Consider the following 15,472-nt stretch of genomic DNA (forward strand, 5'->3'; position numbering starts at 1 on the left):
ACGACATGGCCTCAGCCGACACTGAGGTCATGACGACAACTCTGCATATCACCCTGATCACCGAAACCTTCCCACCGGAAATCAACGGCGTGGCCAATACCCTTGGTCGCTTGTTCGACGGTTTGCGCGCGCGCGGGCATCAGGTCGAGTTGGTGCGGCCACGCCAGGGTGGCGACCCGCTCATGGGCAGCAACGATGACTTGCTATTGTGTCGAGGCTGGCCGCTGCCGGGTTATCCCGGCCTGCAATGGGGTCAGTCGTCGATGCACAAGCTGCTGCGGCGCTGGAAACGGCATCGCCCGGATGTGTTGTACATCGCCACTGAAGGACCGCTGGGGTTGTCCGCATTGCGCGCGGCACGGCGCTTGGGGATTTCGGTGGTCAGCGGCTTTCATACCAATTTTCAGCAGTACTCCAGCCAATACGGCCTCGGGCTGCTGACGCGCTTACTGACTCACTACCTGCGCTGGTTTCACAATCGCTCGACCCTGACCCTGGTGCCCAGCGCCAGCCAGCGACTGGAACTGGAACGTCGCAGTTTCGAGCGCTTGGCGTTGCTCTCTCGAGGCGTCGACAGTCAGTTGTTTCATCCGGCCAAACGGCTGAAGCCGCTGCGCGAGCAATGGGGACTGGCCGAGGATGATATTGCCTTCATCCACGTAGGACGCCTGGCCCAAGAGAAGAATCTTGGCTTGCTCAAGCGCAGTTTCGACACGCTGAAAATGACTTATCCACAGCGAAAAATGAAATTGATTGTGGTCGGTGATGGTCCGCAAAGATCGATGCTGGAGAAGGAATTGCCCGAAGCGATTTTCTGCGGCTCACAACGCGGCGAAGCCTTGGCCAGTCACTATGCGTCGGGGGATGTGTTTCTGTTTCCGAGCCTGACCGAAACCTTCGGCAATGTGGTGCTTGAGGCATTGGCCTCGGGGCTGGGGGTGGTGGCGTACGATCAGGCCGCGGCAGCCCAGCATATTCGCCATGGCTACAACGGCGTACTGGCCATGCCTGGGGATGAAGAGGCGTTCTGCGATGCAGCGTGTTGGCTGCTGGAGGAGCGCGAAACCTTGCGCTGCGTGCGCCTTAATGCGCGCCAGCATGCGAGTCGTCAGGGTTGGGCGGCGATTATCGAGCAGTTCGAGGGGCAGTTGCGCGGGGCTTGCGTTGGGGAGCAGGTGGTTCCTGATGCACAGACATTACCCTGAATCTTTGCTGACCTTGAGGCTATCATCGCGGGCAAGCCCGCTCCCACAGGATTTGTGTGTGACGCAGAACTCTGTGGGAGCGGGCTTACCCGCGATGGGGCCCTTCCAGTCGCTACTTAAACCAGCGTCATCAAAGCCTCACGGCTGAACGGCAGGATGTCTTCCTCACGACCGTCCCGCACTTTCTGCGCCCAGTCCGGGTCCACCAGCAATGCACGGCCCACGGCCACCAGATCGAACTCATCGTTGTTCAAACGCTCCAGCAGTTTTTCCAGGCTGGCCGGTTGCGCGATCTTGTCGGTGTTGACCATGAATTGCAGGAACTCGCCGTCCAGGCCGACGCTGCCGACGGTGATGGTTGGCTTGCCGGTGAGCTTGCGCGTCCAGCCGGCCAGGTTCAGCTCGGAACCGTCGAACTCAGGCTCCCAGAAACGCCGCGTCGAGCAGTGGAAAATGTCCACGCCGGCGTCGGACAATGGCTTGAGGAACTCGCCCAAGGCTTCTGGAGTTTGTACCAAGCGCGCGGTGTAGTCCTGCTGCTTCCACTGGGAGAAACGGAAGATGATCGGGAAACCCTCACCGACCGCTGCACGCACCGCCTCAATCAGTTCGATGGCGAAGCGCGAACGATTGGCCAGGCTGCCACCATATTCGTCAGTACGCTGATTGCTGCCTTCCCAGAAAAACTGGTCCACCAGATAACCGTGGGCACCGTGGATTTCCACGCCGTCCATGCCGATGCTCTGAGCATCCTTGGCGGCTTGGGCGAACGCGGCAATCACGTCCTGGATATCTTCCTTGGTCATGCCGTGAACCACGACCTGACCGTCCTTCAATTTTTCCGACGGACCGTAACCCGGCACGCTGGCGTCCGGCTCGGTGCCGATGCGGCGCACGCTGCCCACATGCCACAGCTGTGGAACGATCTTGCCGCCCTCGGCATGCACCGCATCGACGACTTTCTTCCAGCCGGCCAATGCCGCTTCACCATAGAAGTGCGGCACGTTCGGATAGCCGTTGGAGGCCTTGTGACCGACGGTGGTGCCTTCGGTGATGATCAGCCCAACCCCGGCGGCGGCGCGACGACGGTAGTACTCGATCACTTTGGAATTGGGCACGCCGCCCGGCGAAAACGAGCGGGTCATCGGCGCCATTACAACGCGGGTCGGCAACTCGAGAGCGCCTAGGTGAAAAGGCTTGAACAGGGCTTTGACGGGCATGGGACGCTCCACGGGATATAGACTTTATGACGGCGATAATATGGAGAGTGCCAAGCATTGAACAGCACTATTGATTTGGGTGATTTAGGATTAAAAGACAGAAAACATTGTAGGAGCGAGGCTTGCCCGCGAAGGCGTCATGTCAATCGATATCAATGTTGAATGACATGACGCCTTCGCGGGCAAGCCTCGCTCCTACAGGAGGGGATGTCAGCTCAACGCTTTTTCGATCGCCTGGATGACAGCATGATCATCCGGCGCCGTTCGAGGCGAGAACCGCGCCAGCACGCGACCATCCTTGCCCAGCAGGAATTTCTCGAAGTTCCAGGTGATGTCGCCCGGGAATTCCGCGCCTTCGCCCGCCAGCAGGCGATACAACTGGTGACGCTCATGGCCGTTGACTTCCAGCTTGCTGGACAACGGAAAGGTCACGCCATAGTTGAGGCTGCAGAACGCCTGGATCTCCTGCTCGGTGCCCGGTTCCTGTCCGGCAAACTGGTTGCATGGCAAGCCCAGCACACTGAAACCCTTTTCCTTGTATTGCTGGTAGAGGTTTTCCAGCGCCGCGTACTGTGGGGTCAAACCACATTTGGAGGCGACGTTGACCACCAGCACGACACGCCCCTTGAAGGGCGCCAGAGGTAGCTCCTGACCATCCAGGGCTGTCAGTTTAAGGTCGTGAAAAGCACTCATGACGAACTCCAAATTCCAGTGTTCTTCTCAAAACAGCCACTTGGCGGTGCCATCAAGGACAGCCGCGGACTAAAAAGGCGCCCTCGGGCGCCTCTCCAGCTCTCTGAGCTTAGCGCAGAAAATCAGTGGTGATGGCCACCTTCGCCATGGACGTGACCATGAGCGATTTCTTCCTGGCTGGCGTCACGGATGTCGATGATCTTGACCTGGAAATTCAGGCGCTGACCGGCCAATGGGTGGTTGCCGTCGACAGTGACATCGTCGCCGTCCAGATCGCGAATGGTGACGATCTGCATCTGGCCGTCCGGAGCGGAAGCGTGGAACTGCATGCCCACTTCCAGCTCGTCGACGCCTTCGAACATGCTACGGCTCAAAGTGCTGACCAGTTCGGCAGCGTATTCGCCGTAGGCATCTTCAGGTTCTACAGCGACAGTCAGTTCGTCACCGACTGCTTTGCCTTCCAGTGCCTTTTCCAGGCCCGGGATGATATTACCTGCGCCTTGCAGGTAGACCAGCGGCGCGCCGCCGGCGGAGCTGTCGATGACCTCACCAGCGTCGTTGGTCAGGGTATAGTCGATGGAGACAGCCTTATTGGCGGCGATCAGCATGGGGCGAGACCTTTTGCATAAGAAAGATGAATGTCCAAGTTTAGCGAAGCAATCGCCCGAAAGCGAACACAACCCGGACAGACGGGTTGCGACGAAAGCCTCGACCGTCACAGGCTTTCATCAGGATGAGGATGGCCACTTGGTAGCCGAGCTTTCCTGCGGCCATACCCAACACCTGCGGCACCAGCCGCCGTGGCAATCCCGGGCCTGGGTGCTGGACCCTTCGCTGCGTAATGAAAAAATAGGCCAGCCCTTTGATTGCGGATGGTGCGCACAAGGCTCGGTTAGCGATAACCTTGACGACTGAATTTCGGTAGATCGTCAGATATAGATGATCACCTGGTGGCCACGGCTGCCCACATGCACTTCCAGAGAATCCGCATGCAAACTTTTTTTATCGCACCCACCGATTTTGGTGTGGGTCTGACCTCCATCAGCCTCGGGCTGGTACGTACACTTGAGCGGGCCGGTCTCAAAGTCGGCTTTTTCAAACCGATTGCCCAGCCGCACCCGGGCGACACGGGCCCTGAACGCTCCACCGAACTGGTGGCCCGCACCCACGGCTTGAAACCGCCTCAGCCCCTGGGCCTGGCCCACGTCGAGCGGATGCTTGGCGACGGTCAGCTGGACGAACTGCTCGAAGAAATCATCACCCTTTATCAGCAAGCCGCTGTCGGCAAGGACGTGCTAATCGTCGAAGGCATGGTCCCGACCCGCAGCGCCAGTTACGCGGCGCGGGTCAACCTGCATTTGGCCAAGAGCCTCGACGCCGATGTGATTCTGGTCTCGGCACCGGAAAACGAAGTGCTGACTGAACTGTCCGGCCGGGTGGAGTTGCAGGCGCAATTGTTCGGCGGGCCGAAAGACCCGAAAGTCCTTGGCGTAATCCTCAACAAGGTCAAGACCGACGAAAGCATGGAGGCCTTCGCCTCGCGCTTGAAGGAACACTCGCCGTTACTGCGCAGTGGCGATTTCCGCCTGCTCGGCTGCATCCCGTTCCAGCCCGAACTGAATGCGCCGCGCACCCGCGATGTGGCCGATCTGATGGGCGCTCAGGTGCTCAACGCCGGCGACTATGAAGCCCGGCGCATGACCAACATCATCATCTGCGCCCGCACCGTGCGCAACACCGTGGAGCTGCTCAAACCCGGTGTGCTGGTGGTAACCCCCGGCGATCGCGACGACATCATCCTCGCCGTCAGCCTCGCGGCGATGAACGGCGTGCCTCTGGCCGGCCTGTTGCTGACCAGCGACACCCTGCCCGACCCGCGCATCATGGATTTGTGCCGTGGCGCCTTGCAGGCCGGCTTGCCGGTGTTGTCGGTCAGCACCGGTTCCTACGACACAGCCAACCAGTTGAACGGTTTGAACAAGGAAATCCCGATCGACGACCGCGAGCGTGCGGAGATCATCACCGACTTCGTCGCCAGCCACCTCGACGCCAACTGGCTGCACCAGCGCTGCGGCACGCCACGGGAAATGCGCCTGTCGCCAGCGGTGTTCCGCTACCAACTGATCCAGCGCGCCCAGGCCGCCAACAAGCGCATCGTGTTGCCCGAAGGCAGCGAGCCGTTGACCGTGCAGGCCGCGGCGATCTGTCAGGCGCGCGGCATCGCCCGTTGCGTGTTGCTGGCCAAACCGGCGGACGTCGAAGCGGTCGCCCGTGCCCAAGGCATCGAGTTGCCACCGGGGCTGGAAATCCTCGACCCGGACCTGATTCGCGAGCGTTACGTCGAGCCGATGGTTGCACTGCGCAAGACTAAAAGCCTCAACGCGCCGATGGCCGAGCAACAACTGGAAGACACCGTGGTGATCGGCACCATGATGCTGGCGCTGGATGAAGTCGACGGACTGGTGTCCGGGGTCATTCACTCCACCGCCAACACCATCCGTCCGGCCCTTCAACTGATCAAGACCGCGCCGGGCTGCACCTTGGTGTCTTCGGTGTTCTTCATGCTGTTTCCGGAAGAAGTGCTGGTCTATGGCGACTGCGTGATGAACCCGCACCCGAGCGCCAGCGAGCTGGCCGAGATCGCCTTGCAAAGCGCCGATTCGGCAGCTGCGTTCGGCATCATTCCGCGCGTGGCGATGATCAGCTACTCCAGCGGTGAATCGGCCAGCGGCGAAGAAGTCGAGAAGGTTCGCGAGGCCACTTTGCTCGCCCACGAACAGCAAAACTCGCTGTTGATCGACGGCCCGTTGCAGTACGACGCCGCCGCCAACGAAACCGTGGCCCGACAACTGGCGCCGAACAGTCAGGTGGCCGGTCGTGCCACGGTGTTCGTGTTCCCCGACCTGAACACCGGCAACACCACCCACAAAGCCGTGCAGCGCAGCGCCGACTGCGTCAGCCTCGGGCCGATGCTGCAAGGCCTGCGCAAACCGGTGAACGACCTGCCACGCGGCGCGCAGGTTGACGACATCGTCTACACCATCGCGTTGACCGCGATCCAGGCTGCCAACCGACCTATGGATGTTTAAATGCTGGATTTTCTACCTGCACCCCTGCGCGGCGTGATCGCCTCGCTGTTGTTGGCGCTGAACACGATTGTCTGCTGCACGCCGCTGTTCGTAGTCGCGATCTTCAAACTGCTGCTGCCCTTCCCCGCCGCCCAGCGTTTCACCGACTGGCTGATGGGCCACATCCACGAAACCTGGATCAGCAACAACAAGGCCTGGATGGACCTGCTCGGGCACACGCGCTGGCAGCTCAGCGGTCTGGAAGGCCTGGACTATCAACACTCGTACCTGATCACCAGCAACCACCAGAGCTGGGTCGACATCATGGTGTTGCAGTACGTGCTCAACCGTCGCATCCGCCCGCTGAAGTTCTTCCTCAAACAGCAACTGATCTGGGTGCCGGTGATTGGTCTGGCGTGGTGGGCGCTGGGTTTCCCGTTCATGAAGCGATACTCCAAGGCCTATCTGGAAAAGCATCCAGAGAAGAAAGGCAAAGACCTGGAAACCACCCGCAAGACCTGCGACAAGTTCCGCAATAACCCGGTGGGGATTTTCAACTTCGTCGAAGGCACGCGCTTCACCGAGGGCAAACACGTACAGCAGAGCTCACCGTTTCGCTACCTGCTCAAGCCGAAAGCGGGCGGTATTGCCTTCGTGCTGGATGCCATGGGCGACCAGCTGGAAGCCATCGTCAACGTGACCATCCACTATCCGGCCGGGCGTCCGGGCTATTGGGATTTGCTCTGTGGGAATGTGAAGGATGTGGTGGTGCACTTTCAGGAGCTGAAGATTCCACCGCAGTTCGTCGGCAAGAACTACGACCAGGATGGGGTGTATCGGTTGGAGTTTCAGGGCTGGATCAATCAGCTGTGGAATGACAAGGATGCGCTGTTGGGACAGATGCACCGCGAGTACACCGCCAAGGTTTGAGGTGTTTGTACCGGCGCCATCGCGGGCAAGCCCGCTCCCACAGTGGTTCTGTGTGGAATGCAAATTTTGTGTTCACTAGAGATCCCTGTGGGAGCGGGCTTGCCCGCGATGGCGATTTCAAGGACACAAAAAAACCCGCAGACGATCACTCATCTGCGGGTTTTTTATTGGCAGCTAACGCTTAGATCGCGCCACGCTTACGCAGCAGATCCAGCACTTGCTTGACGCTTTCTTCCACCGACAGCGACTGGGTGTCGATCACCAGATCGGCATTCAGCGGCACGTCGTACGGGAAGGATTCGCCCGGGATGTTGTCACCAGCCGCCGCGTACAGACCTTGCGGATCACGCTCGGCACAGACCGTCGGAGAGGCCTGGACGTAGACCGTCAGCAGACGCTCCTTGCCGATCAGGTCCTTGGCCTGTTCACGACCTTCGGCACTCGGCGCAACGAATGCAGCCAGGGTCAGCAGACCAGCTTCGTTGAACTGACGCGCAACGTGCGCCGCACGACGCCAGTTCTCGGTACGCCCGGCGCGATCCTGCGGCAGACCTTTATTGAGGTCGTGACGCAAGTTCTGGCCATCGAGTACAAACACCGCACGACCCAGGTCGAACAGCTTGCGTTCAACCGCGTAGGCCAGGGTGCTTTTGCCAGCGCCCGACAAGCCGCTGAACAACACGGTGGCCGGTTGCTGACCAAAGCGCTGGGCACGTTCTTCGGTAGCCACGTGAGCCAGTTTGCCGTGATGGGTGCTGGTGCCATGGCTCAACGGCTGGGCGATGATCATGCCGGCCGCGACCGTACCGTTGGTCAGTCGATCGATGACGATGAACGAACCGGTGGTGCGGTTGCTGTCGTAACCGTCCAGCGCGATGGCGGCGTCGAGGCTGATCTTGACCCGACCGATCTCGTTCAGCTGCAGCGAGCTCGCCGGCCCTTCGGCCAAGGTGTTCACGTCCACGCGATTGACGATGCTGGTGATCGAACCCGGCACGTAAGTCGTGGCGCGCTTGATGTCGTATTTCTTGCCCGGCAGCATCGGCTCTTCGGCCATCCACACCAGCATGGCGTCGAAGGCGTCAGTCACTTGCGGCTGGTTGTCGGCATGCACCAGCAAGTCGCCGCGGGAGATGTCGATTTCGTCTTCCATGGTCAGCGTCACCGCTTGACCAGGACCTGCATGCTCCAGCTCACCTTCGAAGGTGACAATGGATTTCACACGGCTGCTCTTGCCCGACGGCAACACAACGACTTCGTCGCCCTTGTGCACGATGCCGCTGGCCAGGGTGCCGGCAAAACCACGGAAGTTCAGGTTCGGACGGTTGACGTACTGCACCGGGAAACGCAAATCGGTGTAGTTACGGTCATTGGCGATTTCGACGGTTTCGAGGATTTCCATCAGCGACTGGCCGGTGTACCACGGCGAGCGCTCGGACTTGTTCACGACGTTGTCGCCCTTGAGAGCGGACATCGGCACGAACGCCATGGTGGTCGGCTTGAACGCGATGCCTTCGGCGAACTTCAGGTAATCGGCCTTGATCGACTCGAACACGCTTTCGTCGAAGCCGTTGAGGTCCATCTTGTTGATGGCGACAACGATGTGCTTGATGCCCAGCAACGAGGCGATAAAGCTGTGGCGACGGGTCTGGGTCTGCACGCCGTAACGGGCGTCGACCAGAATGATCGCCAGGTCACAGGTGGATGCACCGGTGGCCATGTTGCGTGTGTACTGCTCATGGCCGGGGGTGTCGGCGATGATGAATTTGCGCTTGGCGGTGGAGAAATAGCGGTAGGCGACATCAATGGTGATGCCCTGCTCACGCTCGGCCTGCAAGCCGTCGACCAGCAACGCCAGGTCGATATCTTCACCGGTGGTGCCGACTTTTTTCGAGTCGCGGGTGATGGCTTCCAGATGATCTTCGTAGATCATTTTGGAGTCGTGCAGCAGGCGCCCGATCAGGGTGCTCTTGCCGTCGTCGACGTTGCCACAGGTAAGAAAGCGCAGCATTTCCTTGCGTTCGTGCTGGCCCAGATAGGCGAGGATGTCCTCGCTGATCAAATCAGATGCGTGCGACATGACAACCCCTTAGAAATAACCCTGACGTTTCTTTTCTTCCATCGAACCTGCGCCATCGTGATCGATGACTCGGCCCTGGCGTTCGGAAGTTCGCGTCAGGAGCATTTCCTGAATGATGTCGGTCAGGCTGGTGGCCTCGGACTCGACCGCACCGGTCAACGGGTAGTCGCCCAGCGTACGGAAACGGACCTTTTTCTTGACGATGCGCGCCTTGTCTTCGTCGCTCAAGTGATTGAGCAGGCGTTCGTCGTCGATCATGATCCAGGTGCCATTCATCTCGATAACGTCGCGCTCAGCGGCGAAATACAGCGGCACGATCGGGATACCTTCGAGGTAGATGTACTGCCAGATGTCCAGCTCGGTCCAGTTCGACAACGGGAATACGCGGATCGATTCGCCCTTGTTGACCTTGCCGTTGTAGACGTTCCACAACTCGGGACGCTGGTTTTTCGGATCCCAGCGGTGCTTGGTATCACGGAAGGAATACACGCGCTCTTTGGCCCGGGATTTCTCTTCGTCGCGACGGGCACCACCGAATGCCGCATCGAAGCCGTACTTGTCGAGGGCCTGTTTAAGGCCTTCGGTCTTCATGATGTCGGTGTGCTTGGCACTGCCGTGGGTGAGCGGGTTGATACCCTGCGCAACACCCTCGGGATTCACGTGCACCAGCAGGTCCAGGCCGAGCTCTTCGACCATGCGGTCGCGGAACGCGTACATTTCCTTGAACTTCCACTGGGTGTCGACGTGCATCACCGGAAACGGAAGTTTGCCCGGGAAGAATGCTTTGCGCGCGAGGTGCAACATCACGGCGGAGTCTTTACCGACGGAGTACAGCATCACCGGGTTATCGAACTCGGCGGCGACCTCGCGGATGATGTGGATGCTTTCGGCCTCCAGCTGTTTCAGATGCGTCAGTTTGTCGACCATGGCTACTCACGAAAACGATCTTATGGACGGCCTGCGGGCCGTGTTCGAGCGGGGAATCCTAGCACAGCGCCCCCTTCTAATCAGGACGCTGGCTAGATCGAAAGGGTATATGAATATACCCCCTCGTTTGGGGCTCTCCAGATTGGAAACCCACCCTGTGTAGGAGCTGCCGAAGGCTGCGATCTTTTGATCTTGATCTTTAAAATCAAAAGATCGCAGCCTTCGGCAGCTCCTACAGAGGTGACCGCATTGCAGTCCGAAATCAGATGGGGTTCGGGCAATCGATGAAGATGTGCTCGAGGGCGAAACGTCGCGCCAGGTAATCGCCCAAAGCCTGCACACCGTAACGCTCGGTGGCGTGGTGACCGGCGGCGATGAAGCTGATGTCGTTTTCCCGGGCGCTGTGGAACGTCTGCTCGGAGGCCTCGCCGCTGAGGTACAGATCGACGCCAGCCAGCACCGCCTGATCAATGTAACCCTGGCCGCCACCGGTGCACCAGCCGACCCGACGAATCATCTCGCTGCCTTCGATCAACAATGGCTCGCGCCCCATGACTTCCTGCACGCGACGGGCGAAATCGCGCGGGGTCATCGGTTCGCTCAACGAACCGACCAGACCAACGATTTTCAGATTGTCCGGGTCCAGCGGGCCTTCAACCGTGATATCCAGTTGCCGGGCAAGCTGCACGTTGTTACCGACTTCCGGGTGCAGATCCAGCGGCAAGTGATAGGACAGCAGGCTGATATCGTGCTTGAGCAGGGTTTTCAACCGGCGCTGCTTCATGCCGGTGATGCACGGGTTTTCGCCTTTCCAGAAATAGCCGTGATGCACCAGCACCAGATCGGCCTGGGCCTCTACCGCGGCGTCCAGCAACGCCTGGCTGGCGGTGACGCCGCTAACGATGCGCATCACTTGTGGCCGGCCTTCGACCTGCAAACCATTGGGGCAGTAATCGGCGATCTTCGCACTTGCCAGGTAGCGGTCGGCTTCTTCGACCAGGGTGCTCAGGGCAACGGCCATAAAAGACTCCTAAATATCCCGTTCAGAGGCACGCGCGGCCTCGTATAATGCGCGACATTATGGGCGGTCTCACACCGCCTGCAACCTCTGTAGGACTTGCTTAATGCTCAAGGCGCTGCGTTTTTCCGGCTGGCCGCTGTTGGCCGGTGTGCTTATCGCTCTATTGATTATGCAGCGTTACCCGGAATGGGTCGGGCTACCGAACCTGGACGTCAATCTGCAGCAAGCCCCGCAAACCCTCGGTCTGCAGCAGGGCCCGGTGTCCTATGCCGACGCGGTGACCACGGCCGCGCCGTCGGTGGTCAACCTGTACACCACCAAAGTGGTCAACAAGCCCAGCCATCCGCTGTTCGAAGATCCGCAGTTCCGCCGCTTCTTCGGCGACAACTCGCCCAAGCAGAAGCGCATGGAGTCGAGCCTCGGTTCGGGCGTGATCATGAGCCCGGAAGGTTACCTGCTGACCAACAACCATGTGACCAGCGGTGCCGACCAGATCGTGGTGGCGCTCAAGGATGGCCGTGAAACCCTGGCCCGAGTCATCGGCAGCGACCCGGAAACCGACCTCGCGGTATTGAAGATTGACCTGAAAAACCTGCCGTCGATCACCGTCGGCCGTTCCGACAATATCCGCATCGGCGACGTGGCCCTGGCCATCGGCAACCCCTTCGGCGTCGGCCAGACCGTGACCATGGGCATCATCAGCGCCACCGGGCGCAATCAGCTCGGGCTGAACAACTACGAAGACTTCATCCAGACCGACGCTGCGATCAACCCCGGCAACTCCGGCGGTGCGCTGGTCGACGCCAACGGCAACCTGACCGGCATCAACACGGCGATCTTCTCCAAGTCCGGCGGTTCTCAGGGCATCGGTTTCGCGATCCCGGTGAAGCTGGCGATGGAAGTGATGAAGTCGATCATCGAACACGGCCAGGTGATTCGCGGCTGGCTCGGCATCGAAGTACAACCGTTGAGTCAGGAACTGGCGGAATCGTTTGGTCTGTCCGGACGTCCGGGGATTGTGGTCGCGGGGATTTTCCGTGACGGTCCGGCGCAGAAGGCCGGCCTGCAATTGGGCGACGTGATCCTCAGCATCGACGGTGAACCGGCCGGCGACGGTCGCCGTTCGATGAACCAGGTGGCGCGGATCAAGCCAACCGACAAGGTCACCATTCAGGTGATGCGCAACGGTAAAGAGCTCAAGCTCACGGCAGAAATCGGTTTGCGCCCGCCACCCGCGCCGATCAAGGAAAAAGAAGAGTAGGAGCTGCCGAAGGTTGCGATCTTGACGCCCTCGGCCGCTCCACAACTCCGAAATCGTTAACAGTATATATTCTCATTAGCCATGTTATATTGTTTCAATATCACTATTGGAACAACATAACATGTCGTCTCGAACAATGGCTTCCCTCGCAGGCCTGGCCCTCGGTTTACTGGGGGATCCGGTCTTCGCCGAAGAGTCGCAAACCGTTGAACTGGACGCCATCAGCGTCACCTCCGAGTACGAATCCCCCACCGGCCCGGTCAAGGGTTACCGCGCCACGCGCTCTGCCAGCGCAACCAAGACCGACACGGCCATTCGCGATATCCCGCAATCGATCAGTGTGATTCCCGTCAGTGTGCTCAAGGATCTGGGCAGCACCAGCGTCGAGCGCGCGCTGGATTTTGCCGGTGGCGTGTCGAAGCAGAACAACTTCGGCGGCTTGACGCTCTACGAATACAGCGTGCGCGGCTTCACCACGTCGGAGTTCTACAAGGACGGCTTCAGTGCCAACCGCGGCTATCCAAGCACGCCGGACGTGGCCAACATCGAACGCATCGAAGTGCTCAAAGGCCCAGCCGCCAGCCTTTATGGTCGTGGCGATCCAGGCGGTACGGTGAACATCGTCACCAAGAAACCCCAGCCGGAAGCCTTCACCACACTGCAAACCAGCGCCGGCAGCTGGGATCGCTACCGCACCGCCGTGGACGTCAACACGCCGCTGGATGATGACGGTAACGTTCTGTCCCGGGTGAACCTGGCGGTAGAGGACAACCACAGCTTCCGCGATCACGTCGACAGTCAGCGAGTGTTCGTTGCGCCTTCGTTCAGCTGGCAACTGAACCCGGACACCAGCCTGTTGGTGGAGAGCGAGTTCGTGCGCCACAGCTCGACCTTCGATCGCGGTGTCGTCGCGCCGAACAATAAATGGAGCGGCGTCTCCCGTTCGACCTTCCTTGGCGAACCCAACGACGGCAACATCGACAACCACAACAATCTGCTGCAAGCCGCCCTCGAACATCAACTCAACGATAGCTGGAAACTGCGCCTCGCCAGTCATTACAAGGAAGGCAAACTCTGGGGCTTCGCCTCCGAAAATCGTCCCTTGAATGCCGACGGCCATACCGTCAACCGTCGCTATCGCGAGCGCGATACCAACTGGCACGACAGCATCACCCAACTCGAACTGCGCGGTTTGTTCGACATCGGCAGTTGGCAACACGAACTGCTGATCGGCAGCGAATACGAGAATTTCCGTAAGAACGAACGGGTCACGACCATTGCCGGCGGCCCGTACGCCATCGATATCTATCGGCCGATTTACGGCCAGCCGAAACCCAATGGCGCACGCTCCGGGACCGACTTCTTCGAGCACGTCGAAAGCCAGGCGCTGAACCTTCAGGACCAGATCGTTTTCACCGACAAACTACGCGGCATGCTCGGTGCGCGCTTCGAACATTTCGAACAAAGCATCGACGATCACAGCCGCAACGCGACCAGCCGCCAGCGCCACGACGCACTGACTCAGCGAGCCGGCCTGCTCTACCAACTGACGCCTGAAGTGGGGTTATTCGCCAACGCCTCCACCTCGTTCAAACCGAACAACGGGCTGGACGCCGCCGGCAAATCCTTCGACCCGGAAGAAGGCGTCGGTTATGAAGTCGGGATCAAGAGCGAGCTGTTCGACGACCGCTTGAGCACCACCCTCGCCGCCTTCCATATCGAAAAGGAAAACGTCCTGGCGCTCGATCCGAGCATCGATTCCAGCCGCACCATGGGCAAGGCCCGCAGCCAGGGTGTCGACCTGCAAGTCACCGGGCAAGTGACCGATGCCGTGCGAGTGATCGGTGCTTTCGCTTACATCGACGCTGAAGTCACCCAAGGCGACAAAGTGATCCCCACTGGCAGCCGAATTCTCGGCGTGGCCAAACGCAGCGGCAGTCTGTTGGGTGTTTATGAATTTCAGGATGGCCATTTACGCGGTTCGGACCTTGGTGCAGCGATCACCTATGTCGGCGATCGCTCGGGTGAAGCCGGCAGCGATTTCGAACTGCCGGCCTACCACACCGTCGATCTGCTGGCGCATTATAAAGCCAGCGAAAACGTCACCCTCGGCCTGAACCTGAACAACCTGTTCGACGAGAAATATTTCGAGCGTTCCTACAGCAACTACTGGGTCAATCCCGGTGAGCCGCGCAATTTCACTGTCAGCCTGACACTCAATCTGTAAAAGGAAAAATCTCCATGCAACAAGGCAAATCACTGGCTCTGCTGGGTCTGTTCGGCGCGATGTTCGCCACCCACGTTTCGGCCCATGGCCTATGGACCGAACAACGTCGCGGCAATATCGAAGCCATCTACGGTGATGGCGCTGAGGACAATGCTTTCAAGGCGCAGAAAATCAGCGGCGCCTGGGCCTACGACACCGAAGGAAAAATGATCCCGGTTACCGTGGAACGCTTGGCCGACCATGCGCGTCTGCAACCACTCAAACCGCCCGCGGCGCTAGCAGTCGCGCTGGACAATGGCATGTGGTCGCTGACCGCCGACAAAAAGTGGATCAACGAAGGACGCAGTAAGGTGCCAGGATCGATCGAGTCGACCGAGACGTTCAAATACAGCCTGGCCATTTACCAGCCGGGGGCGAAGTTGCCGAAGCTCGATCAGATGAAACTGGTGATTTTGCCGGAAGTCGATCCGCTGACGGTCGGGCCGGGCAAGTCGTTGCCGGTTCGAGTGCTATTGGACGGCAAGCCGGCGGCGGGCGTGAAGTTGGTGGGCGACTATCGCAGCGCGCCGAGTACCATGAGCACCGAAACCGATGCAGACGGCCGGGCGCAGGTTCTGGTGCGCAATGAAGGGTTGAACGTGATTGCGGCGCAGGTGGAAGTGCCTGTGAAAAATAGCCCGGATGTGAGCACTCGCGGACTGTTCACGTCACTGACCTTCCTTGGCGAACCGCATCACGAGTAACACACAGAACCTTGTGGGAGCGTGGCTTGCCCGCGATGGGGACACCGCGGTGCAACAGGTAGACCGCGTTATCGTTTATCGCGGGCAAGCCACGCTC

General features: G+C 59.7%; 13 protein-coding genes. 7 read left to right on the forward strand and 6 right to left on the reverse strand.

What is annotated here, in order from left to right; all coding sequences use genetic code 11:
• Positions 1-5 precede the first annotated feature (5 nt).
• Positions 6-1,205, forward strand: coding sequence for a glycosyltransferase family 4 protein (locus TU81_RS22510; RefSeq protein ID WP_048396551.1), 1,200 nt, complete (start codon positions 6-8; stop codon positions 1,203-1,205).
• Positions 1,206-1,321: 116 nt separating this feature from the next.
• Here TU81_RS22510 and TU81_RS22515 read toward each other — a convergent pair whose 3' ends face one another.
• From TU81_RS22515 to TU81_RS22525, 3 genes are all read right to left on the reverse strand, one after another.
• Positions 1,322-2,425 (reverse strand): NADH:flavin oxidoreductase, encoded by a 1,104-nt coding sequence (locus tag TU81_RS22515; protein ID WP_048396553.1) that lies wholly within the window; start codon positions 2,423-2,425, stop codon positions 1,322-1,324.
• Positions 2,426-2,635: 210 nt separating this feature from the next.
• Positions 2,636-3,118: a glutathione peroxidase gene (locus TU81_RS22520; RefSeq protein WP_038978986.1), complete on the reverse strand. Its 483-nt coding sequence runs from the start codon at positions 3,116-3,118 to the stop codon at positions 2,636-2,638.
• A gap of 122 nt (positions 3,119-3,240) precedes the next feature.
• Complete coding sequence (locus TU81_RS22525; protein ID WP_007901600.1) at positions 3,241-3,726, reverse strand: FKBP-type peptidyl-prolyl cis-trans isomerase; 486 nt, start codon at positions 3,724-3,726, stop codon at positions 3,241-3,243.
• Between TU81_RS22525 and TU81_RS29800 the strand changes: the two genes are divergently transcribed.
• The 3 genes from TU81_RS29800 to TU81_RS22535 all read left to right on the forward strand — a co-directional run bounded on the left by TU81_RS29800 (position 3,695) and on the right by TU81_RS22535 (position 7,116).
• On the forward strand, positions 3,695-4,033 hold the full coding sequence (locus TU81_RS29800; protein WP_082157872.1) for a DUF3565 domain-containing protein: 339 nt from the start codon (positions 3,695-3,697) through the stop codon (positions 4,031-4,033). The genes TU81_RS22525 and TU81_RS29800 overlap by 32 nt on opposite strands.
• Before the next feature lie 74 nt (positions 4,034-4,107).
• Entirely contained in the window at positions 4,108-6,207 is a 2,100-nt protein-coding gene (gene pta, locus TU81_RS22530; RefSeq protein WP_048396556.1) for a phosphate acetyltransferase, read from the forward strand.
• The gene (locus TU81_RS22535; RefSeq protein ID WP_038978984.1) at positions 6,208-7,116 is read left to right on the forward strand and encodes an acyltransferase; all 909 of its coding nucleotides are present in this window, start codon (positions 6,208-6,210) and stop codon (positions 7,114-7,116) included.
• A gap of 181 nt (positions 7,117-7,297) precedes the next feature.
• Here TU81_RS22535 and cysN read toward each other — a convergent pair whose 3' ends face one another.
• The 3 genes from cysN to TU81_RS22550 all read right to left on the reverse strand — a co-directional run bounded on the left by cysN (position 7,298) and on the right by TU81_RS22550 (position 11,144).
• Positions 7,298-9,196 (reverse strand): sulfate adenylyltransferase subunit CysN, encoded by a 1,899-nt coding sequence (cysN, locus tag TU81_RS22540; protein WP_048396559.1) that lies wholly within the window; start codon positions 9,194-9,196, stop codon positions 7,298-7,300.
• Positions 9,197-9,205: 9 nt separating this feature from the next.
• The gene (gene cysD, locus TU81_RS22545) at positions 9,206-10,123 is read right to left on the reverse strand and encodes a sulfate adenylyltransferase subunit CysD (RefSeq protein ID WP_008008639.1); all 918 of its coding nucleotides are present in this window, start codon (positions 10,121-10,123) and stop codon (positions 9,206-9,208) included.
• A gap of 262 nt (positions 10,124-10,385) precedes the next feature.
• A complete protein-coding gene (locus TU81_RS22550) occupies positions 10,386-11,144 on the reverse strand; it encodes a Nif3-like dinuclear metal center hexameric protein (RefSeq protein WP_018927191.1) in 759 nt (252 codons plus the stop codon).
• A 103-nt stretch (positions 11,145-11,247) separates the two neighbouring features.
• Here TU81_RS22550 and algW point away from each other — a divergent pair, with 103 nt between their 5' ends.
• The 3 genes from algW (at position 11,248) to TU81_RS22565 (ending at position 15,375) form a co-directional block, all read left to right on the forward strand.
• On the forward strand, positions 11,248-12,405 hold the full coding sequence (algW, locus tag TU81_RS22555; protein WP_038978981.1) for a Do family serine endopeptidase AlgW: 1,158 nt from the start codon (positions 11,248-11,250) through the stop codon (positions 12,403-12,405).
• Positions 12,406-12,526: 121 nt separating this feature from the next.
• On the forward strand, positions 12,527-14,632 hold the full coding sequence (locus TU81_RS22560) for a TonB-dependent siderophore receptor (protein WP_048396561.1): 2,106 nt from the start codon (positions 12,527-12,529) through the stop codon (positions 14,630-14,632).
• Positions 14,633-14,646: 14 nt separating this feature from the next.
• Positions 14,647-15,375, forward strand: coding sequence for a DUF4198 domain-containing protein (locus tag TU81_RS22565; protein WP_038978979.1), 729 nt, complete (start codon positions 14,647-14,649; stop codon positions 15,373-15,375).
• Positions 15,376-15,472 lie beyond the last annotated feature (97 nt).

It is taken from the genome of Pseudomonas lini (assembly GCF_001042905.1).
GTDB lineage: Bacteria > Pseudomonadota > Gammaproteobacteria > Pseudomonadales > Pseudomonadaceae > Aquipseudomonas > Aquipseudomonas lini.

Excerpts from the sequence above, each read along its gene's own strand:
- cysD (WP_008008639.1), bottom strand. The coding sequence starts at position 10,123 with ATGGTCGACAAACTGACGCATCTGAAACAGCTGGAGGCCGAAAGCATC.
- algW (WP_038978981.1), top strand. The coding sequence starts at position 11,248 with ATGCTCAAGGCGCTGCGTTTTTCCGGCTGGCCGCTGTTGGCCGGTGTG.
- TU81_RS29800 (WP_082157872.1), top strand. The coding sequence starts at position 3,695 with ATGGAGACAGCCTTATTGGCGGCGATCAGCATGGGGCGAGACCTTTTG.
- cysN (WP_048396559.1), bottom strand. The coding sequence starts at position 9,196 with ATGTCGCACGCATCTGATTTGATCAGCGAGGACATCCTCGCCTATCTG.
- TU81_RS22550 (WP_018927191.1), bottom strand. The coding sequence starts at position 11,144 with ATGGCCGTTGCCCTGAGCACCCTGGTCGAAGAAGCCGACCGCTACCTG.
- TU81_RS22520 (WP_038978986.1), bottom strand. The coding sequence starts at position 3,118 with ATGAGTGCTTTTCACGACCTTAAACTGACAGCCCTGGATGGTCAGGAG.
- TU81_RS22515 (WP_048396553.1), bottom strand. The coding sequence starts at position 2,425 with ATGCCCGTCAAAGCCCTGTTCAAGCCTTTTCACCTAGGCGCTCTCGAG.
- pta (WP_048396556.1), top strand. The coding sequence starts at position 4,108 with ATGCAAACTTTTTTTATCGCACCCACCGATTTTGGTGTGGGTCTGACC.
- TU81_RS22510 (WP_048396551.1), top strand. The coding sequence starts at position 6 with ATGGCCTCAGCCGACACTGAGGTCATGACGACAACTCTGCATATCACC.
- TU81_RS22535 (WP_038978984.1), top strand. The coding sequence starts at position 6,208 with ATGCTGGATTTTCTACCTGCACCCCTGCGCGGCGTGATCGCCTCGCTG.
- TU81_RS22565 (WP_038978979.1), top strand. The coding sequence starts at position 14,647 with ATGCAACAAGGCAAATCACTGGCTCTGCTGGGTCTGTTCGGCGCGATG.
- TU81_RS22525 (WP_007901600.1), bottom strand. The coding sequence starts at position 3,726 with ATGCTGATCGCCGCCAATAAGGCTGTCTCCATCGACTATACCCTGACC.
- TU81_RS22560 (WP_048396561.1), top strand. The coding sequence starts at position 12,527 with ATGTCGTCTCGAACAATGGCTTCCCTCGCAGGCCTGGCCCTCGGTTTA.